The organism is Paenibacillus sp. FSL P2-0121 (genome assembly GCF_037975345.1).
In the GTDB taxonomy this organism is placed as follows: Bacteria; Bacillota; Bacilli; order Paenibacillales; family Paenibacillaceae; genus Paenibacillus_AQ; species Paenibacillus_AQ odorifer.
This window is the reverse complement of sequence record NZ_CP150245.1, coordinates 522,954-544,686: the sequence shown is the minus strand read 5'-3', so window position 1 is coordinate 544,686 and position 21,733 is coordinate 522,954. Positions and strand designations below refer to the sequence as shown.

The window sequence follows — 21,733 nt, the reverse complement described above, 5'->3', positions numbered from 1 at the left end:
AAACATGCCGCAATTCGTAGTAAAACCGGATAATCGCCAACTGGCTTTTGATGAGAACCGTCTTTCCGTCTACGCTGACCGTATTCTGGAAGGTCTCGATCAACTAAATAAAGAAACTTTGCTGCGTGGAGTGAATTCCAAACTGCGTCGTGACTCGGTAAGCGGAGAAGAAATCAGCAACGCCTTCACCATGAGCGCTCTAGAGCTTGTAACAAAAGAAGAGCCTAACTGGAAGTTCGCAGCTGCCCGCGCCCTTCTGACTACCCTTTATAAAAAAGCTGCCGTCCATCGCCGCTACAAAGCTTATCCAGAAGAGCCTTACGGTGAATTGTATCCACTAATTACGGATCTCGTGAAAAAAGGAATCTATCGCGAAGAACTTCTAAGTCATTACACCAAAGAACAAATTATCGAACTAGGCGGGTGTATCGATTATACACGCGACCTTTTGTTTGACTATATCGGTCTGCTTACGCTATCCGACCGTTATTTGGCGCATGATTTTGACGGCCGTGTAATGGAGCTTCCACAAGAACGTTATATGATTATTGCTATGTACCTGATGCACCGTGAGCCAGCTGAAAAACGTCTTGAGCTTGTAAAAGAAGCTTATTGGGCTATGAGCAACATCTATATGACTGCTGCTACACCTACAATGTCCAATGCCGGCAAAAAGGTCGCTGGACAGCTATCCAGCTGCTTTATTGATACTGTAGACGATTCCCTAGAGGGTATCTTTGACTCCAATACAGACGTAGCACGTCTAAGCAAAATGGGTGGCGGCATCGGCGTTTACCTTGGAAAAGTACGAGCACGTGGTTCGGATATCCGTGGCCACAAGAACACAAGCTCCGGCGTAATCCCTTGGATTCGCCAGTTGAACAATACAGCAGTCAGCGTAGACCAGTTGGGCACACGTAAAGGTGCTGTAGCTGTTTATCTTGATGTATTCCATAAAGATATTCTCGCTTTCCTCGATCTTAAGCTGAACAACGGTGACGAGCGCATGCGTGCACATGACGTGTTCCATGGCGTCTCCCTACCTGACCTGTTCATGGAAGCTGTAGAATCGCGCAGCCATTGGAACCTCTTCTGCCCTCACGAAGTGAAAAAGGTCATGGGCTGGACAGATAAAAATGGCCGTCCACTAGGATTGGAAGATTTCTACGATGAAGAGCTTGGCAAAGGTACTTTCCGTGAAAAATATGCTGAGGCTACAGCGAACCTGGAATTATCCCGGATCACTGTTCCTGCGATCGACATCATGAAACGGATTATGAAATCACAGCTAGAAACAGGTACACCGTACATGTTCTACCGCGATACCGTGAACCGGACTAACCCAAACCGTCATCAAGGTATGGTTTTCTCCTCCAACCTGTGTACAGAAATTATGCAGAATCAGTCTGCAACAGTTATTGAGCAAGAAGAATTAGTAACTAAAGATGGCCAGACCCGGATCGTTATTTCCAAAATCCCTGGCGACTTCGTAGTCTGCAACCTGAATTCGATTCACTTAGCACGGGCGATTCCAGCTGGCGTATTAGAAAGACTTGTTCCGATCCAAGTTCGTATGCTTGATAACGTAATCGACATTAATAATATTGAAGTTCTGCAGGCACAATACACGAACAGCCAGTACCGCGCAGTAGGTCTCGGCACATTCGGCCTGCATCACCTATTGGCACTCAAGGGCATTCGTTGGGAATCCGATGAAGCCGTAGAATATAACAATCATTTATATGAACATATCAACTACCTGTTGGTTCGTTCGAGCATGGAGCTTGCCCGTGAAAAAGGCCGTTATCCGAAATTTGCTGGATCCGATTGGGAGACTGGCGCATACTTCACTTCCCGCGGGTATGTTAGCGGTGAGCAAGAAGGTAAATATGTAACGACTGAGCAATGGCGCGAGCTGCAAGAAGAAGTAGCTAAGGACGGCGTACGTAACGCTTGGATGTTCGCCATTGCGCCGAATGGATCTACATCGATTATTGCCGGCTCCACCGCCAGCATTGATCCGCTGTATGAACTGCTTTCCTATGAAGAAAAAACAACTTATAAGATTGCTAACCCAGCACCGGATCTGTCCGACAAAACGATCTGGTACTATAAGACAGCATTTACGATTGACCAAAACTGGTCGATCCGCATGGCTTCTGCTCGCCAGCGTCACGTCGATCAAGGCCAAAGCTTCAACCTGTATGTCCGTCCTGACATCAAGGCTACCGAGTTCCTGGAACTGCATCTGAATGCCTGGAAGGGCGGCTTGAAATCAACTTATTATGTGCGTAGCCGTGCTTTGACTATAGAAGAGTGTGAATCTTGCGCTAGCTAATTATCTTAGTGTCCTAAATAGAAAAACGATGATGAATTTCGTAACTGCGAGGAATGTTTGGGCTTCCGGCCGCTGTTGTCATCAGAGGTCTTGATCTTTACCGCTATTAGCGGATGACATCCGATGACAGCATATGCTTTCGATGCGAGCTTTCCTACGGAAAGCTTTCGGGCGAACGCTGACGCTCCTACAGCTCCAAACTTCCTCTCCGTTACTCCATCACCATCTTTCTATGAACAAGACACCAAGAAAGATTACCCGCGCAAAAAATGGAGGGATAAGAAATGCAATTACAAAAGATTTTTAATACTGAAGCACCTAACCAATCCACACGCATTATCGACGGTGAATGCTCAGGTATTCTGAACTGGAATGATATTCGCATGCCTCATATGTACAAGCTGTATAAGGTACTGCTGCTTAATCACTGGATCGCGGATGAAATTCCAATGTCCAAGGATGCGCAACAATTCCCGATGCTGGATGCCGAGGAACAACGCGTATTTAAGATTAATATCTCCCTACTCGCTGTGCTGGATTCGATGCAGACGATGTTCGTGAGCGACGTGAAGCGTTATTTCACCGATTCCTCTTTGGAAGCTATCTCCGCTATTATCGGGCAGCAAGAAGTGGTGCATAACCAATCCTATTCCTATGTTCTTTCCTCTATCGTGTCGGAGAGTGAGCAGAAGGAAATTTTTGAATATTGGAAAAAAGACCCTGTCCTGCTGGAACGTAATCAGTTTATCTCTGATATTTATCAAGAGTTCCGTGATAACCCTACGAGACAGACCTTTTTCCATGCGCTGGTAGCAGATCTCATCTTGGAAGGAATTTTCTTCTACAGCACTTTCGCCTTCTTCTACAATCTGGCCCGTGACCAGAAGATGATGGCGACCAGCCAAATGATCTCTTATATTCAACGTGACGAGAATCAGCACTGCTACTTCTTCGCAGAAGTATTTAAGCAGCTGCTTGTAGACTTCCCTGAGCTGAACACCAAAGAAAACATGGATTACGTATACCGTACCATCGACCGCGCGGTAGAGCTCGAAACCAACTGGGCTTATTACACACTTACTAACGTGCGTGGTATTGATCTTAACGAGCTTAGCGACTACATCAAATATACAGCGAACAAACGTCTGACTTTGATGGGTATGGAAAAAGCTTATCAAGGTGTTGACGTTAACTGTATGCCTTGGATCAAACCCTTCTCCGATGATGCGCTTAATGCTACCAAAACTGACTTCTTCGAAGCCAAATCCCGCAACTATGGTAAGGTTGGCGACGATAACGGATTCGACGATTTGTAAGACCGGATATATAACAATCCCTATATAAAAAAGAGGCCATTCTCTACTTTCTTAGTGAGATGGCCTTTTTGCTATAGCTTATATAATGCAAAAAGCGCCCCTCTCCCCTGGTATCAGGGATGAAAGAGACGCTTATACGTTTGTTATTAGCACTAAGCACAGAAGGCTTACTACTTAGTCTTATGCCTTGCGTTCCACACGATGTGTAGTTTCTTCTGCAAGCTCATCTAATGCATCGTTCAGGCGCAGCTTCAGCTCCTCAGCAAGCTCTACCACTCCGTGATCATTACGAACCACTTGAGAATCCACGGCATAGACGCCGCCAAGAATGTAACGCGCGCCCAGTACAGACAACACAGGTTTCAATGCGTAATCAATTGTGAGCAGATGTGCAAGACTGCCACCCATGAACAGCGGGAGTACAACTTTTCCGGCCAATCCCTTTTGTGGAACCAGATCTAAAAAGGTCTTCAACACGCCTGTATAAGAAGCTTTATAAACCGGGCTAACCACAATTACCGCATCAGCTTCCGCTACAAGGCCATTGGCTTTGACGATAGACTCACTTTCAAACTTAGTGTGAATCAAATCCTCCGCTGGTAGCTCTGCTACGTTAATACGCTCAACCTCGAAGCCCTGATTGGTTAAGCTGGCCTCCGCATATTCTATAGCTGCATTGATACGCGATACCAGGGAAGGCGTTCCGTTAATCACAACAATTTTAGCCACTTCTCCACCTCTTCCATCCCACTTAAGCAGCTCTCACTGCTTTATTTATTATCCCGACAAAATTACTTTAAATTAATACTAATCCTAACGTAGAATTGATATTTTTGTCAAACCATAACCACTTGCGCTCCTCCCACTCTTACGTTATACTAAGCAACAATATTAAATCCAACAATCAGGCCAATGATCGGCATCCAACCGTGAGGCGTCTGCGACCGGAGTCTACAACAACTCCCTAAGTTCACCGGGTTTCGCCCGTTACCGCGAAGACCAAAGAGGGTCGGATTGTTCCTGCAGTTAAGGAGATTCGATCAACCTGGGTGGCACCGCGAGCTGACGCTCCTCGTCCCATGGATGAGGGCGTTTTTTGCGTTTTTTTAACCAAAAAGGAGCGAAACGGTATGCTGGATATGAACTGGATCAAAGACAATCAGGAACTTGTAAGAAACATTACGGCTTGGAAAAGAGTCGACTTCCCACTGGATGAACTGCTGGAATGGGATGAGAAACGGCGCGAATTGCGCCAAGATACGGAACAGTTGAGAGCCCAGCGTAACGGGCTGACCAAAGAGGTTGAACGACTTTTACGACAGGGTGACAGCGTGGCAGGAGAAGCAGTTAAAGAACAAGTAAGAGAACTGAACAACCGCCTGAATCTCTATGAGGCAGAACTAACTGAGGCAGACCGGCGCTGTGGAGAACTCATGCTGCTCGCACCAAACCCTGTATCGCAGGATACACCGATTGGCCATGATGATAAAGATAATGTAGAACTGCGACGAACCGGAACGTTGCCGGAATTCGGCTTTAAACCGCGTGATCATGTAGAGCTAGGCGAGCTCCACAATATCATCGATATCCCCCGTGGCGTCAAAGCAGGCGGCCCACGCAGCTATGTGCTGAAGGGTGCAGGGTTGTTGTTACATCTCGCTGTACAGCGGCTGGCCATTGATGTACTAACTGCCCGCGGGTTCACGGTGATGGATGTTCCCGTGATTGTCCGTCCGGAAGCGCTGGAACGTACGGGCTTCTTCCCCGGCGGGATGGATCAGACCTATGAGCTAAACGGAGACAATCGCTGGCTGGTAGGCACATCGGAGGTGTCGCTTGTCTCGCTGTATAGCGATGAGATTGTCGAACTGGATTCGCCAATGCGACTCGCCGGAATGTCGGCCTGCTTCCGCCGTGAGGTAGGATCGGCGGGACGAGACGTGCGTGGCCTGTACCGTGTTCATCAATTCTCAAAAATTGAACAAGTTATCTTATGTCGGAATGATGAGGGCGTATCAGAGGGCATGCTGCAGGAGATTCTTGCGAATGCAGAGCATATTCTACAGCTCTTGGAACTTCCCTATCGGATCATGTCTGTCTGCACAGGAGATATGTCCCTGAAGACACATAAGCAGTATGACATCGAAACTTGGATGCCAAGCAGAGAGGCATACGGAGAGACACACTCGGCTTCCAACCTGCTCGATTTCCAAGCTCGTCGTTCGGGCATTCGTTACCGGGATGCCGACGGTAAGCTGCAATACTGCCACACCCTAAACAACACCGCAGTGGCTACACCAAGGATCCTAATTCCGCTGCTGGAGAATCATCAACTGGAGGATGGATCCATTTACATTCCGCAGGCACTGCGTAAATATATGGATGGAATTGAACGGCTTGAGCTTCCGCACCAGCAGTGATGTGTTGTCCAAGTAGATTTAAAATTAAAAATGCCCTTCCACTTCTCGATAAGAAGCTGGAGGGGCATTATTTTTGTTCCGATACATTCTATATAATTCTAATCACTATTGTTTTCCCTATGTAAAAATTAACAAAACTCTAGAATAAATTTGTCGCAATCCATAATAAATTCAACAATATATATAACATAAAATTAAAATATCGGTGATCTATTAACCATAAAAATACTAAATTTATAATTAATATTGTATTTATGCACTGTTTTTATACTAAAATCACAACATTTCAATTTTTAGATTTAAATGATGCAAACTTTAATTTATATTCATGAAAGACAACCTTTCATTTTACATTTGAATGCTAAGATTTAATAGGTTGTAAATAAAAGATTCGAGGGGAGAATGACTTATCCAAATGATTATTTCTTCAAGAGTAAGGAAATGGTTCGCTACTGGACTGGCAATGTTAATGGTTGCCGGCAGTGTGTTACCAGCTGTCCAGACTGCCGAGGCAGCACCGGATAATAGCAATATTGTTATCTCGCAGGTCTATGGTGGTGGTGGAAACGGCGGAGCGGAACTTAAAAATGATTTTATTGAATTATACAATCCTACAAATCATCCAGTAGATTTGACTGGATGGAAAGTTCGCTATACCTCAGCTGCCGGAACCTTTAGTAGCGGAACAGACTTAAATGGAACCATCCCGGCAAATGGATACTTCCTTATTGAGGAGGCCGCTGGAACGGGAGGAACTACCGACTTGCCTACTCCTGATGTTAGCAAGGGAATCCTTGCTATGAGTGGTACAAACGGCAAAGTCGACCTCGTTGATAAATCAGGTACAACAATTGATTTAGTTGGCTACGGAACAGCTACAAATGTCGAGGGAAGTGCGACCGCTGCTCTCTCCAATACGACAGCCGCTATCCGTAAAGCTGCGGCTGGTGCACCGGCTGATAGCCGCGGTCTAGATACGGATAACAACTCTACGGATTTTGTTGTCCAAGCACCAAGTCCACGGAACAGCACCTACGGTACGTTACCTGAATTACCGGAAACTGCTAGTTCCGCAGTAGCTTTACCAGCCCCTAATGCCTGGCCGGCTGGTACAGAAATATCTTTGAATTCTCCAACGGTTGGAGCATCCGTCTATGCAGCTGTTTATGGATCAGGTGGTTCAACTAATTTCCAACCTTACACAGGGCCTATTACCTTAACTGAGGACACTACGATTAAAGCGTATGCTTCAGAACCAAATATGCCAGACAGCCCTATATCGACTTTTGATTACACTATTCTGGCCAAAACAGATGTTGCAACAGCACGCCTTGCTAGTAAAGGTCAGAATATTTTAACAGAAGGTATCGTAACTCACATTAATGCAGCAAAAATGTATATTCAGGATGAATCCGGCGGGATCGTACTTTATGGTTTCCCAGAGTTCGCAAACGTTGGAGATCGTGTTGAAGTAAGCGGCACAATGGATATCTACAGCAACCTGCAAGAAATCAAATTCCAAAGTGGACTTCAATACAATGTAGCTGCACAAAATGTTGGGGTGCCTGCACCAAAATTGATTACAGCAACCGACTTGTCTGCCGCGAACGGCGAAAGCCACGAAGCTCAGCTGGTAACTATGAATAATGTGACCATAGACAATGTAAATGGCAGCACGGTGACTGCTAGCCAAGGTGGACAACAATTCACAATTTTTTCAACCCTGCCTAAACTAGTTAAGGGTAAAACCTTTGACAATATCACTGGGGTTATCGAGCAATATAGTACGACTTATCAATTCATTCCACTTAATGAAAATGCTTTGGTGGAAGAAACTTTTTCCGTTATGGCCAGCCCTGGCGCAGGTCGCATCATCAAAGGAAGTTCTGTGACCCTATCCAGCCCTACTCTTGGAGCACAGATTTACTACACGACCAACGGAACTGAACCAACAACAGCAAGTAAGCTTTATTCAGATCCGATTACAGTTAATCAAGATCTTACCATCCATGCAATTGTCGTAGCAGATGGCAAGACAAGTAAGGTTTATACCTTTGCATATAAAGCATCTGAACTCCCTCGTATACATGATATTCAAGGAGAATCTCATACTTCTGAGTATGCAGGTCAGAACGTTTCCGATGTAGAAGGCATCGTTACCCAATATGGGTATACCTTCGCCACTGGCGCTTATAGAGGTTTCTTTATGCAAGACCCTCAGCCAGACGATAATGTAAACACTTCGGAAGGTATTTTTGTATACAGCACTAATTCATCCCTTAAGCCTCAAATTGGAGATTTAGTCCAAGTTAGTGGAGCTGTTTCCGAATACAACGAAGGTAACGCAAGTAATTTAACCTCTACTCAAATTACTATGACTTCAATAAAAGTAGACTCCTCTTCAAGTTATACTGTGCCGGAGCCTGTCGTACTTGGTAAAGGCGGGAGAGCCATTCCGTCTTCCATAATTGACAATGACGGCATGGCTGATTTTGAGCCTAATGAAGATGCAATTGATTTCTACGAATCGTTAGAAGGTATGCTCGTCAAGCTCCCTACCCCTACGATTATCAGTCCTTACTGGACAAGTGGTAGCGGAAATTCCATGCTGTATAACATCCCTACAAGAGTAGAAAATGAAACACCTGATGTCATCACACCAGCTGGTGGATTAGTTCTCAAAGAATACAACCAATACAATCCTCAGCGCCTCATCATTGCTTACGGAAATCCGGGTCAAGAAGTCATCACCGGAGATAAGTTCGCGGGAGATGTAACTGGCGTCATCGGATACAACAACGGTAACTTCAAAGTGATTCCGGAAAACGGTAAGCTTCCAGCCATCACTCCAAGTACCTTTAAGCAAGAAACAACTACTCTTGAAGTCAATGATAGTAAGTTGTTGATCGCATCGTACAACATTGAAAACTTCTACCCGGGTGTCGGAGCAACAAAAATCCAGAAACTAGCCGACTCCATCACAAACAATATGAAAAAACCTGACATTATCGGCGTTGTCGAAATGCAGGACAGCAATGGTGAAGCCAATAATGGTATCACTGAAGCAAGTGCAGCCGAATTGATTAAGGCTATTGAAACCGCTGGCGGTCCTGTATATAAATACACAGATATCGCTCCGGAGAACAATATGGATGGCGGTGCCCCAGGCGGAAACATTCGCGTAGGATTCCTGTACAATCCAGCAAGAGTACAGCTTGCGGACAGTGTGAGCGGACAAAAAGGTACAGCTATACAATCCGTTGGATATAACGCAGCGGCAGATCAATTGACCTACAATCCAGGACGAATTGATCCAACAAACTCTGCCTTTACAAGTTCACGTAAACCCCTTGCTGCACAGTTCGTATTCGGTGGCGAGACAGTAATTGTGATCGCTAACCATTTCAATTCAAAAGGCGGCGATACCGGTCCTTTCGGAAACGTTCAGCCCCCTGTATTGTCCAGTGAAACACAACGACATAAAATCGCGGCGGTCGTAAACGGATTTGTCAAAGAGGTTCTGACTGCAAATCCTAAAGCCAATATCGTAGCTCTTGGCGATTTGAATGATTTCCAATTTACTAAAACTGCAACCCTCTTAAAAGGTACAGAACTAGACAATTTGATCGATACATTACCTTTAAATGAGCAGTATACGTACACCTATGATGGAAACTCTCAAGTGCTAGATCATATTCTTGTCAGTAAAAATCTAACGGCTTCTTCTAAAGTAGATGTCGTTCATCTAAATGCCGACTTCTCACCATCGAACGGTCGGGTATCCGATCATGATGCGGTTTTGGCACAGATTGATTTTAATACTGCTGAAGACTTCCCACTAACCATTCTGCACACCAATGATACACATGCAGGATTAGATACTGTCAGCTCACCAAACAACATCTTGCGCCGTGTAACAGCAATCAAAGATGCCAAGGCGACTACAGAGAATCCTATTCTTGTAGACGCAGGTGATGTGTTCTCCGGAACGCTTTACTTCAATAAGTATCTGGGTCAAGCAGATCTGGCCTTTATGAATCTGGTTAAATATGATGCTATGACTTTCGGTAATCATGAGTTTGATAAAGATTCAGATGTACTGTCCAAATTTATTGGCAACGCAAAGTTCCCATTTGTCTCCTCCAATGTGAACTTCTCAGCGGATGATATTCTTAGTAAAATGTTCACCAATGAAATCGGCCGGTCAGGTAATGCTGGAACCATCTACCCTGCGCTGATCAAAGAAGTAGACGGCCAACAGGTCGGTATCATGGGTCTGACGACAGAAGATACGGCGAACATTGCTTCACCAGGTAAAGTGACCTTTGAGAATGCCTTCGCTAAAGCGGAAGCAACGGTCGCTATGCTTGAAAAAGAGAAAGTTAACAAGATCATTGTTCTCTCTCACCTTGGCTATGAAGAAGATCTCAAGCTAGCCAAAGCCGTTAACGGCATTGATATTATCGTTGGGGGTCACAGCCACACGCAACTGAATCAAGCCGTTGTTGATAACACCGATCCAAAAGCACCGAAGCTAATTGTACAAACTGGTGAAAAAGGTCTTTTCCTTGGCCAACTTGAAGTTAAATTTAACAAAGATGGCGTACTGACCGATTGGAAAGACCAATTAATCTCCATCGATGCTAAAAACGGTACTAACTACGTTATCGCAGAGGATCCTGAAGCTAAAAAGATCCTGGATACCGAGTATAAGCCGGGTATTCAAGAACTAACCAATGAGGTAGTAGGAAATTCAGAGGTTGTTCTAAACGGAGTTCGTGATAATGTGCGCACAAAGGAAACTAATCTTGGTAACCTGATTGCCGATGGCATGCTTTATGCAGCTCAAAAAGCGGGCACTAATGCCGTAATCGCCTTGCAAAACGGCGGCGGTATTCGCGAATCCATCAACGAAGGACCGATCACACAAGGCGAAGTACTCGGCGTACTTCCATTCAACAACGATCTGGTTACGATCACTTTGACTGGACAAGAAATTAAGGATGCTATGGAGAACGGGGTTTCCAAAACGCCGGCAGCAGACGGACGTTTCCCACACGTTGCAGGGTTGAAATTCTATTACGACTCTACGAAACCTGTGAACGAACGTGTATTGCGTATTGAAGTGAAAAACGGGGAGAAATACGTTCCTCTAGATCTAAAAGCATCTTATGAAGTAGCTACTAATGCTTTCACAGCTAAGGGTGGAGATTTCTATACTTCACTTGAAAAGGCTTATAAAGAAGGTCGCGTGAATCTGCTGTACCTACCGGACTTTGATGTATTTACGAAGTATCTGCAGAAGGTTGGAACGGTCACTGCGAACACTTCCGCCGTTGAAGGCCGGATTGTTGATCTGAAAGGTGCACCACTGCCGGAGACAAATCCAACTCCGACACCAGACCCAACACCAGTACCAACACCAGATCCAACTTCAGTGCCTACATCAGTACCAACATCAGTACCAACAGCTACACCATCACCAACTGTTGCTCCAACTGTGGCTCCAATTGCTTCAGCACAAGTAACAACAATTGATGCTGCTGATCTAACCAAACAACTTGCTGAACTGCCAGCGGGTAGCCAAGAGCTGGTTATTCCGGTTAAAGCCACTACAGGCGGCGCTCAAGTAGTGCTTCCAGGCAGTGTGCTTGTAAAACAAGCAGCAGCACAACCTAACACAGTTCTTACCTTTACTACTGATGGTGCTTCTTATTCCTTGCCACTCCGTGTTGTAAACAGCGCAGCACTTGCCGCTCAATTAGGCACCAGCGACTTTACAATTACGGTATCCATTCAAGTAGCGAATTCGGGAACACTAAGCAGCACAAACCAAGCTATAGCCTCACAGCTGGGTAATGCTACTTTAGCTGCTCCAGTAATCGAATTCAGCGTTTCAGCACAAGCCGGAACTAAGAGTGTGCAGTTGAACAATTTCGGCAGCACTTACGTGAAGCGCACGATCAATGTACCTGCCGTCTTAAATTCAAATAACGCAACGGCAGTGGTCTTCGATCCTGCTTCAGGTAAGATCTCCTTCGTGCCTGCTATCTTTGTTCCTAAAGCAGATGGAACAACGGACGTTACGATTAAACGGAACAGCAACAGCTACTACACCGTTGTTAAGTCTTCCAAAACGTTCGCAGATACTAACGGACACTGGGCTAAATCATCCATTGATCTATTAGCTACCAAACTAATTGTCAGCGGAACAAGCAACGATACGTTCTCTCCTTCACAGTCGATCACACGTGCTGAGTTCGCGGCAATAATTACGCGTTCTCTGGGACTTGCGACAGCTAATGGTGAGACCACATTTAAAGATGTAAACCCAAGTGCTTGGTATGCTGATGCTATTCGCACCGCAGCAGAAGCCGAATTGATTTCCGGTTATACCGATGGTAGCTTTAAGCCGGGTAGCCCAATCACTCGTCAGGAAATGGCCTCGGTATTAGCGAAAGCTATTAAGTACACAGGGAAAACCTTAAATGCCGACCCTGCAGCACTGGCTAAATTCAGTGACGCAGCAAGCATTCCAGCTTGGTCCCAAGCAGCAGTAGCAGAAATCGCTGCTGAGGGAATTATCCAAGGAGCAACAGATGGATCCTTTGCTCCACAGAAGCTGGCAACTCGTGCCGAAGCGGTTACGATGCTGGAGAAGACATTGAAATCTCTCCAGTTTATCAACTAGCAAAAGCTGATCTCCAGCTCTGAAGTCAAAAAGGCGGTTCTTCGAGTGCGTAATGCACCCGAGGAACCGCCTTTTTTTATAAACCCAATCTGATCTGTAGGAAGTGTTATGATTCCATCCCAGCTTCACTCTCTTCGTAATGGCTCGTATCCCCATGCAGCAGGATTTCCGGCACACCATCCGTAAAATCAACCCTGCATAAGCATGTCGGATAAATGTAAGGCAGATCCCAGAGCTTAGGCAGCGCTCTGCCCTCAAAATAGGCCATTAACAGCTTAATCACTACTGTATGTGTGACAATAAGAATGGTCTCACCTTGATGGTCAACGAGAATTTCCTGAAGCTTACCCAGCGCCCGTGCCTGCACCTCTGCGAAGGTCTCACTACCCTCCACTTTAAACTGCTCAGGGTCTTGCCAGAAATTGCGATGCTGCTCCGAATACTCGCTCTCCAGCTCAGTAGAATCACGGCCTTCCCACACACCCATGCCAATCTCTTTGAACGCCTCAGAGGTCTTAAGCGGAGTACTCCGCTCTCCACGAATAATCTCAGCTGTGCGCAGCGCCCTTGGGCTGGGGCTTGCATAGATGACATCCAGCTGTTCAGTGCGCATTCCCCGGCTCAGCCATTCTGCCTGTTGCACACCAAGAGCCGTCAGTTCAGAATCCATATGTCCCTGCATCCGATGCTGCACGTTCCATTCCGTTTGACCATGCCGGGTTAAAAATATCGTTGTTGTACTCATGCCAGCTTCTCCTTCCGTTTCCCCTATCCAATGAGGTTTTACTTCCTGTTCTGTTCCATCCAGTTCACTGCATAATCTACGATTTCCCGTTGCGGAATCAATTGAGCGGTTGCGGAAGCAACCTGTCCATATGTAATAAGTCCCGTCTCTTGTCCAAACTGATCTGCCAGCTGAACGAAATCGTCAGAATCCCAATCCAGCTCCTTAAATTCCACCCACTGCCTAACTCCATCCACCATAATGGGCGCCCCGCCAAGGGTTTCCTTCTTGCCAGCATAAGATGCGCGGCATTCGGCAAGATGCAGAGAAGTATTATTAAGATTGCCAACACCCAGCAACAGTACATGTCCGCCCAAATCGTAAATCCGAGCCAACGGAGAATCTTCCCCCAGACCCATTTCAATCGAATGACCATACATAATTTCGTCTCTATGCTTGCCCCAAGCGGCAAACGAATGAATCGGATGGTCACTGCGTTTTACTCCTTTTTGTTTACGGAAGCAGTCCGGAATAACCCCCATTCCTCTAAGCTGGGTCAGGTCTGGATCATAAGCCGGCATCTGCTCGCGGATACTCTGCCACCACGCCTCCGGCACCGGTGGGTTGCTCCAGCCTGCGGGATCAGTCAGGTCACTGGAATGAGTGGGCATTACCAGCGTGCCAGATTCTCCGAGGACCTCCTCCAATGCCAAAATAACAGCGACCGGGCCCCCGGCTACCCATTGGCCTAACGATTTAAAAGAAGAATGCAATAAAATCGTCATGCCCGCCTTAACGCCCAGTCGACGAAAATCCGCTGCTAATGTCTGAACCGTAATCAAATTGCCTTGTATTTCTTCCACCCTTCATTCCTCCAATGAATCTTCTCAAATCCATTATATAGGAGGGCCGCTTCTAAATGCATCTTCAATAGCCTCAACACTCTTCGGATACTATTTTCGCTCTATAATCACCTGGGGAAATCCCCTCCAGCTCTTTAAAAACACGGGCAAATTGTTTACTGTTCTCGAAGCCTACCTCTTCTGAGACTGTTGCGAGCTTACTGCAGCCTTTTGCCAATAGCTCTTTAGCGTGACGGATACGGACCTTTTTTAAATAAATAACAAAATTCTCACCGGTATATGCCTTAAAGGCTTCGCTAAAATAAGAATAATTCAGGGACACATGATTGCTGACCATAGCCATATTCAGTGGACGGGCATAGTTGGCTTCAATATAGCTCAGTGCCTCTTCCATATCCGCATGTTCGGTATGCGCGGACCTTACGCCTACAATGTATTCATTCACACTCAAGAGTAAGTTCTCCAGCGCACGATAATATTCGTGGAAATGACGATAGTTGTACATATTGCCTACCGTGCGATACAGCTTCAATACCTCTACCGAGGCTTCGCCATGTACCCGAAATACTTCATCCAACACCAGTTCGTTTACATTCTGTCCCACGGACTCCAGATAAGCTAGGTCCAGTTCCTTCAAATGCTCAGTTTGAAAAATCACAGATAGAAGATGCTTCATCTCCTTCTCGCGTTCTGTTCCCAGCATATTGAGCAGCTTGCGAAGCTCTTCCTTAGGTAACGGAAAGTTAGACCGTCCCTGACCAACATCCCCATAATCCAACAAACTCACTTGCGGATATAAAAAAGTATATTGCAGTGCCCGGCATGCTTCCTTATAACAGGAACGGAGGTCCTCAAGACTTCCTCCTTCGCTGCTAATCCCAATCGATAATCCCTTTATTTCCTTAGCTTCAGCTTGTCTGGACAGCTCTATAAAATCCTGTTTTCTGCTCCCGATCAAGACTAATTTGCCATCCCAATCCGTTGTGATTTCCGAGAAAAACTTTTCAAGCGGTCCGATCAATCGTTCCGCCAGTCCTTGAACATCCCCCGACTTCATTCTTGTTCCGTCATTGTAATAGTAATTCAACACACCAACTGTAAAAGGTGCTTGCAGATCACTTAGCCACTCTTGCTGCTCACGTTCCAGCGGAACCTCCTGCTGCATTAGCAGTCCCCGTAAACGACTGGACCGCAGTTCCCTGCGGAAGTGTTCCGTTTCCTGTTCCAGCTGCCTTGCGCTGAGATCCTGTTCTTCCTGTTCCTTATCGATATTCTTCAAAATTTCGAACAACTCATCTCGGCGAATCGGCTTCAGCAAGTAATCCTTCACGCGATAACGAATCGCGCTTTTGGCATATTCGAAATCATCATAACCGCTTAAGATGAGCACTGCTGGGCTTTTCTCACCACTTGTTAGCTTAGATATCTGCTCCAACAGTGTAATTCCATCCATCACTGGCATACGTATATCTGTAATAATAATATCTGCACCTTCGGTCTTAAATATCTCGAAACCCTCTGCGCCATTACTCGCCATTGTGATGGTATACACGGACGGAAATTCTCTTTCTATCATAGTCTTGAGACCGTAACGGATATTCTTTTCATCATCAATGATCAGTAGCTTCTTCATAGTTGTTTTTCTCCTGTCAAAAGAACTTTCGGCAAGGTCAGACGTACCATCGTCCAACTCCCTGCTTCACTCTGTACTACAAGCCCATATTCATCACCATAAAAGATTTGCAGTCGCTGATGTACATTTCTCAGTCCAATACCACCTGTTCGGCGGTCAACATCCCTCTGTTCTGAAGCACTCTCACAGCGCTCATCTTTCGCATAAATCGCCTCGTTCAAAGCAACCAAACGCTCTGGAGTTAAGCCGATGCCATTATCACGAAGCTCTATGCAAATATCACCTTCCGTTTCCGAAATATGAATATGAATGTTCGGGTCCTGTAAATTCTCTTTCTCGTCGCACCAAGCATGCTTAACACTGTTCTCTACAATAGGCTGCAGTGACATTTTCAGCACCTCCAGCTCCAAATATCGAGGTTCAATATGAAGCACTAACTTAACCGGATATTCAAAACGAATATTCATCACTTCAATGTAATTTTCAATGTGGCGGACTTCATCCCGCAGCTTCACATACTCTCCGGACCATTTAAAATTATAGCGCATCATCCCACCCAGCGAGGTCAGTGCGTCCGAGATCGTTCGCTGGTTCTCAATTTCAGCCAGCATTTTTATATTTTCCAGCGTATTATACAAAAAATGTGCGTCAATCTGGTTATGCAGCGTACGCAGCTCAGCCTCTTTAGACAACGCCTGCTTGCTCACTGCCTGAGCCACCAACGTATTGATGGTGTTCATCAGCTTGGAGAAATGATGGGCAAGCTCCCCGACTTCCCCTCCACCACGAATCATTATTCCAGTGTACGCTTCACCTCTACGCACTTTTTTCATCGTTTCGGTCAATCTACGCAGATTTTTTAGAATAAAGGCATTTGTCACATAAGCGATCAGCGTTAGTAAAGTAATAAAACCAACATTGGCTCCAATGATTAAGTTGCGCGTGCGGGAGATATCCTTCATCACTCCTTCCATTGACACTACATTTAACAAATAAGCATCAATTCGTTCTAGCGGAGTGTTAATTAACAAAAACGATTTACCATTCTCCGAGTAATTACTGTCCCATTCGCCAGTTTCCCGGAACTGCTTATACCGTTCTGCAATCATATCAGCCATCTCTAGATTATCCTGCAAAAAAGAATTGTCCGGCCTGGTGAAAAGCTGCAGCTCACTATCCACAAGAAACATCTGGGTCTGATTATCCCGTACATCTGTATACGTCTTGGGTGTAAACCGACTAAGCAGCATATCCACCTGCACCATGCCGATATGATTGTCTGCTGGCCGACTCTTCTCACGCAGCAAAGAAACCTTTGGCAGACTCTCCGTCGGTGCTCCCAAGTATCTCTGCATCAAATCCGGATCATTTTTCTGAAAAGACCAGTATTCCTGCCCCTTCAATTGAAGCGCTTTCTGAAACCATGGGGTGGAAGAAACCCGCTCTTCGCGAAAGATAATCGGCCAAATTTCATGCACCTTATTACTTCTCGAATACAGCCGTAAATGCTCAATATTCGGATTATTAAATTGAATACGAGTCATATTCACATAAGCATTTGTATTAAAATCAACCAAATCTACTAGCTGCGGTTCGGTTTCATTCGCTAAGAATTTTTCTACTTCGGCATCAGAATAAGCCATTTGCGCCGCCCGTTCCATCGCTTCGATCTGATTATGAATATGCAGCTTCTCCATTTGCGACAAATAATCATTTTTCTCGACGGCATCGCGGAGATAGGTATTATTAATGGCTTTATAGGAGTAGACAGAAACCAGCATACACGGGCCTAAAACAATAAAAACATAAGCTGCAATTAAACGGCTCTGAAGTGATCTTCGCCCCCACCAATAACTAAAAGAATGCCATAATGCTCTGGTTCGATCTCGCCTATTCACTTTATACACTTCTGTCCTGTCCACCTCGCTAAAATAGTGAATATTCAAATACTTAATATCTATTCCTTATTATAATTCGAAAATAACCCAAAAGCCCGCAGTTAGCGGGCATTTTGGGTCATACTTTTTATTTTATGGACAGCTTCACTTTATTCTCTTCATATTTCTTTTGTTGGTAGGCATCAAATACATCTTCGCCTTCCTTCTTTCTCTTCTCTAAATACTCATTCCAAATCTTATCGAATTCCGCATCGGAGGAAGCCATGAGCAATTTCGGCATAGTTTTACCGCGCAGCTGTTTCAGCTTCGAAGCGATGATACCTTCAGGAGAGTTTCCTGTTGGTTCGATTTGTTGGAACTCCGAGGAGCCTATGGATTTACCTCTAGTCCAATCTTCCAATTGCTTAAATGGTTCTACCGATTTAGGAGCCCATTGGTCTGTGATATTCGTATTTTGCAGCATCCAGAATGTAAAGGAAGATCCGATTTGCTTATCAAACGTCGAACGGTCTTTATTCATCAAATCAAACACTTCTGGTTTAAATTGATCTTTTCCATCAATCGTATCGTAGCTGACACCTTTTTCGCCTAAGAACAAGTCTTTGTTGCCTTCTTCACTGTTCAAGTAGCTGAGGAAGCGGATAGCACGTGCTTTATCCTTAACATCTTTGGAGATCAGTGTTACCGTCCAACCGGAGATACCAGGGCCATCAAGGGTTGGTTTATCCAAGTTGGTATTGGAAGGTCCGTCAACAGCGATATACGTTTTAGTTGGATCCTGTTGGTAAATCGTTCCTAGTTGTGCTGCAAAGTCTGTACGTTGATACAGCATTGCGAAATAACGGCCTTGGGCAATTTTTTCTTCCATTTGTGGGCGTTTGTCGATAAAGATATCTTTAGCCAGCAGACCGTCTTGATTCGCTTGACGAAGTGCCTTCATCCAGCGGATATATTCAGGATCAGTTTCACGAGCATATACCTTGCCATCTTTTTCTCTTGGGATTGCCAAGAAGTTCTGCAGGTAACCTTCCAAAGAATCGTTACCGTTCTCGGTAAATTCATGCAAACCAAGTGGAATAAGCGGCTGTCCATTTACGTCAGGGAATTTCTCTTTCGCTAATTTAAGCGCATTCAAGAAACCTTCTGGTGTGCGCATATCTGGACTTCCAATAGCTTCATACATATCCTTGCGGACAGCGAATACTTGGTTGGATACGTAATTTTCTCCATATTTCTCATAGTCGGCAGGAGAGGAAGAAGAGTTAGGATAGCCATACACATTGCCGTCTTCTTGTGTATACCAGCCCAGCTTATCAGCATCGGATACTTTAAAGAAGTACGGATCATATTCATCAGCAAGTTTGTTCAATGGAAGAACAAGTTCACCTTCGACCATTTTCTTAATCGCATCTTCCCAGAAGCCCAAAGTGATGAAATCAGGCAATTTACCGGATGCAATCAGCGTGTTAAGCTTCTCATTCTCGTTACCAGCCGGAACGATGAAATTAATATCAACTCCGGTCTTCTTAGTTACATATTGGGAGGTTGGGTCCACGCCCCATTTATTAGGGAACCATGAGAAGTTCAGGTACCAGTCAAATGTAATGGGTGAAGTATCAATCTTCCATCCCGGTTCATCTGCTGATAATGCAGCAGCAGTCGGTTCAGCACTTGCCTCCGTATTAGTAGCTTTAGCGCTGTTAGCATTACCTTCGGCATTCTTGCCAGCATTATTCCCGCTGGAGCAGCCTGCGGCTGACAATGACATCATTATTGCGAGAAGCAGAACTCCCATTGCTTTTGGCTTACGTTTCATGCCCATGCTTGTTTACCCCTTTTCTATGAATGTTAATTATAAGCTCAACCCCAGTGCCTACAGCTGTAGGCAACCGGAGGAGTTATCACTGCTAGACATCAGCCCTTAATGGAGCCGATCATCATCCCTTTAACGAAATAACGCTGCAGGAACGGATACACGAATACTATCGGCAGTGTGGTCACTACCATCGTCGCCAGCTTAATGGACTGTGACGTTACGCTTCTCGTAACGCTGCTGCCTTGTACAGCGACCATCATTTGACTAGAGCTCGATTGTGCGACGACCCGGAACAAATACGTCTGAATCGGCTGTAGATCAGTATTATTGATATAGATCATACCCGTGAAGTAATCATTCCACTGATACACGCCATGGAACAGCGCAATGGTAGCAATTACAGGCATGGATACTGGAAGTACGATTCTTAGAAAGATGGACCAATCATTAGCACCGTCAATCCGTGCTGCTTCTTCCAGCCCATCGGGAATCTCCCGGAAGAAGGTCATGAAGATAATAAGATCAAAGAAGCTAAACATAACAGGAATTATATAGACTAGGAAATTCTCTAATAGGTGAAGATCCTTCATCAGCAGGAAGGTAGGAATGAGTCCCCCGCCAAAAAAGAGAGTCACTGTACCCATCAGCATGTAGAACTTACCGCCAATGAGGTTTTTTCTGGAGAATGCATAAGCTACCATCGCTGTGAAAAATACATGCAGTACAGTACCCAAAAGTGTTTTGGCGACAGTAACCCACATCGCCTGCATGATGCCGGGGCTGGCAAACACGGCCTCGAAATTCTCAAAGCTGAACATCCGCGGCCACCAGTAGATTCCTCCCCGCATGGCGTCATTACCGTTATTGAAGGCATTAACCAATACGTACCAGATCGGGTAAAGCGTTATGAAGCAGATACATAACATGATAAGGTTATTGATGATATCGAACAGGGCCTCGCCCTTCGTTTTACGCTTAAGTGCAAACATATATGGTCCTCCTTATCCTAGAACAACGATGTATCGTTGATTTTTTTAGATACTTGGTTGGCAATCAGCAGCAATATTAGAGCGATAACCGATTTTAACAATCCAACTGCAGTTGAGTAAGAGAAGCGGCCTGAGAGAATCCCTGTATAGTACACATAGTAATCAATTACATTACTTGCACTATCATTCAGTGAGTTGCGCAGGACCAGAATCTGATCAAAGTTGGAGTTCAGCACTCCGCTGACCGCGAGAATGAAGAGAATGCTGATTGTCGATTTAATCGCCGGCAAGGTAACATACCACATCTTCTGAAATCTGCCCGCGCCGTCGATTGTCGCCGCCTCGTACATTTCAGGAGATACACCGGAAATTGCTGCTAAATAGATAATCGCTGACCATCCAAGTTCTTTCCAGATATCAGAGGAGATAATAATTGTCCAGAAGTAACCAGGCTCAGCCAAGTATGTAATTGGCTGATCAATCAGATGAAGCGCTAGCAAAATGTTATTGATAATTCCTACATCAGCAAGCCATGTAGCCAAAATCCCTCCGAGTACCACCCATGAGAGAAAGTGGGGCAAATACGAAATCGTCTGTATGGTCTTCTTGAATTTCATTGAACGAACTTCATTCAGAAATAGAGCAAATATTATTGGCAATGGAAATCCGATAATTAGCTTAAACAAGCTGATGCCGAGCGTATTTTTAATTACATTCGAGAGATTGTCATCATCCATGAACTCTTTGAAATGTGTAAGTCCCACCCATGGGGCTTCTGCAATCGTTTTAACGATGTTGTAATCTTTAAAAGCAATGATAATTCCATACATGGGAATGTAGTTAAAGATTATCATCCACGCAATGCCGAGTAGAGCCATTGTCTGCAAATGACGCTGGGCAATGAACCTCTTCCAAAGCGGGCTCCGATTTACTTTACCGGTTTCGAAATTGCCAGGAATTAACGGCTTCATCGCTGAGCTTACTTCCATGCTTTTTTTGTTCTCCATCCTTTGGACCTCCAGGCTCTATATCTGTATTTAATCTA

Annotated in this window: 12 protein-coding genes; 4 read left to right on the top strand and 8 right to left on the bottom strand. The window is 45.1% G+C overall.

Annotated features, from left to right (window positions below):
* Nucleotides 1-4 precede the first annotated feature (4 nt).
* On the top strand, nt 5-2,338 hold the full coding sequence (locus MKY54_RS02365) for a ribonucleoside-diphosphate reductase subunit alpha (protein ID WP_076142084.1): 2,334 nt from the start codon (nt 5-7) through the stop codon (nt 2,336-2,338).
* A 284-nt stretch (nt 2,339-2,622) separates the two neighbouring features.
* On the top strand, nt 2,623-3,654 hold the full coding sequence (locus MKY54_RS02360; RefSeq protein WP_036682584.1) for a ribonucleotide-diphosphate reductase subunit beta: 1,032 nt from the start codon (nt 2,623-2,625) through the stop codon (nt 3,652-3,654).
* Between the two features lie 180 nt (nt 3,655-3,834).
* Here the strand turns inward: MKY54_RS02360 and ssuE are convergent, their stop codons facing one another.
* Nucleotides 3,835-4,383, bottom strand: coding sequence for an NADPH-dependent FMN reductase (ssuE, locus tag MKY54_RS02355; RefSeq protein WP_036682586.1), 549 nt, complete (start codon nt 4,381-4,383; stop codon nt 3,835-3,837).
* A gap of 401 nt (nt 4,384-4,784) precedes the next feature.
* Between ssuE and serS the strand changes: the two genes are divergently transcribed.
* Together serS and MKY54_RS02345 are read left to right on the top strand one after the other, a co-directional pair.
* Nucleotides 4,785-6,074, top strand: coding sequence for a serine--tRNA ligase (gene serS, locus MKY54_RS02350; protein WP_076124541.1), 1,290 nt, complete (start codon nt 4,785-4,787; stop codon nt 6,072-6,074).
* Between the two features lie 415 nt (nt 6,075-6,489).
* Nucleotides 6,490-12,765, top strand: coding sequence for a 5'-nucleotidase C-terminal domain-containing protein (locus MKY54_RS02345; RefSeq protein WP_339189326.1), 6,276 nt, complete (start codon nt 6,490-6,492; stop codon nt 12,763-12,765).
* Between the two features lie 106 nt (nt 12,766-12,871).
* Here the strand turns inward: MKY54_RS02345 and MKY54_RS02340 are convergent, their stop codons facing one another.
* From MKY54_RS02340 to MKY54_RS02310, 7 genes are all read right to left on the bottom strand, one after another.
* Nucleotides 12,872-13,510: a histidine phosphatase family protein gene (locus tag MKY54_RS02340; protein WP_036682592.1), complete on the bottom strand. Its 639-nt coding sequence runs from the start codon at nt 13,508-13,510 to the stop codon at nt 12,872-12,874.
* A gap of 38 nt (nt 13,511-13,548) precedes the next feature.
* Entirely contained in the window at nt 13,549-14,352 is an 804-nt protein-coding gene (locus MKY54_RS02335; protein ID WP_076278895.1) for an AAC(3) family N-acetyltransferase, read from the bottom strand.
* A 73-nt stretch (nt 14,353-14,425) separates the two neighbouring features.
* The gene (locus MKY54_RS02330; protein WP_076310028.1) at nt 14,426-15,985 is read right to left on the bottom strand and encodes a response regulator; all 1,560 of its coding nucleotides are present in this window, start codon (nt 15,983-15,985) and stop codon (nt 14,426-14,428) included.
* On the bottom strand, nt 15,982-17,892 hold the full coding sequence (locus MKY54_RS02325; RefSeq protein ID WP_081387132.1) for a sensor histidine kinase: 1,911 nt from the start codon (nt 17,890-17,892) through the stop codon (nt 15,982-15,984). The genes MKY54_RS02330 and MKY54_RS02325 overlap by 4 nt, the downstream gene beginning before the upstream one ends.
* 118 nt (nt 17,893-18,010) lie before the next feature.
* Entirely contained in the window at nt 18,011-19,705 is a 1,695-nt protein-coding gene (locus tag MKY54_RS02320; protein ID WP_036682600.1) for an extracellular solute-binding protein, read from the bottom strand.
* A 92-nt stretch (nt 19,706-19,797) separates the two neighbouring features.
* Nucleotides 19,798-20,688, bottom strand: a complete 891-nt coding sequence (locus tag MKY54_RS02315) for a carbohydrate ABC transporter permease (protein WP_036682603.1) — start codon at nt 20,686-20,688, stop codon at nt 19,798-19,800.
* 17 nt (nt 20,689-20,705) lie between these two features.
* A complete protein-coding gene (locus MKY54_RS02310; protein ID WP_051491255.1) occupies nt 20,706-21,659 on the bottom strand; it encodes an ABC transporter permease subunit in 954 nt (317 codons plus the stop codon).
* Nucleotides 21,660-21,733: the final 74 nt, after the last annotated feature.

Coding starts and splice junctions, on each gene's coding strand:
- MKY54_RS02365 (WP_076142084.1), top strand. CDS start 5: ATGCCGCAATTCGTAGTAAAACCGGATAATCGCCAACTGGCTTTTGAT.
- MKY54_RS02360 (WP_036682584.1), top strand. CDS start 2,623: ATGCAATTACAAAAGATTTTTAATACTGAAGCACCTAACCAATCCACA.
- serS (WP_076124541.1), top strand. CDS start 4,785: ATGCTGGATATGAACTGGATCAAAGACAATCAGGAACTTGTAAGAAAC.
- MKY54_RS02345 (WP_339189326.1), top strand. CDS start 6,490: ATGATTATTTCTTCAAGAGTAAGGAAATGGTTCGCTACTGGACTGGCA.
- MKY54_RS02340 (WP_036682592.1), bottom strand. CDS start 13,510: ATGAGTACAACAACGATATTTTTAACCCGGCATGGTCAAACGGAATGG.
- MKY54_RS02330 (WP_076310028.1), bottom strand. CDS start 15,985: ATGAAGAAGCTACTGATCATTGATGATGAAAAGAATATCCGTTACGGT.
- MKY54_RS02320 (WP_036682600.1), bottom strand. CDS start 19,705: ATGGGCATGAAACGTAAGCCAAAAGCAATGGGAGTTCTGCTTCTCGCA.
- MKY54_RS02315 (WP_036682603.1), bottom strand. CDS start 20,688: ATGTTTGCACTTAAGCGTAAAACGAAGGGCGAGGCCCTGTTCGATATC.
- MKY54_RS02310 (WP_051491255.1), bottom strand. CDS start 21,659: ATGAAGCCGTTAATTCCTGGCAATTTCGAAACCGGTAAAGTAAATCGG.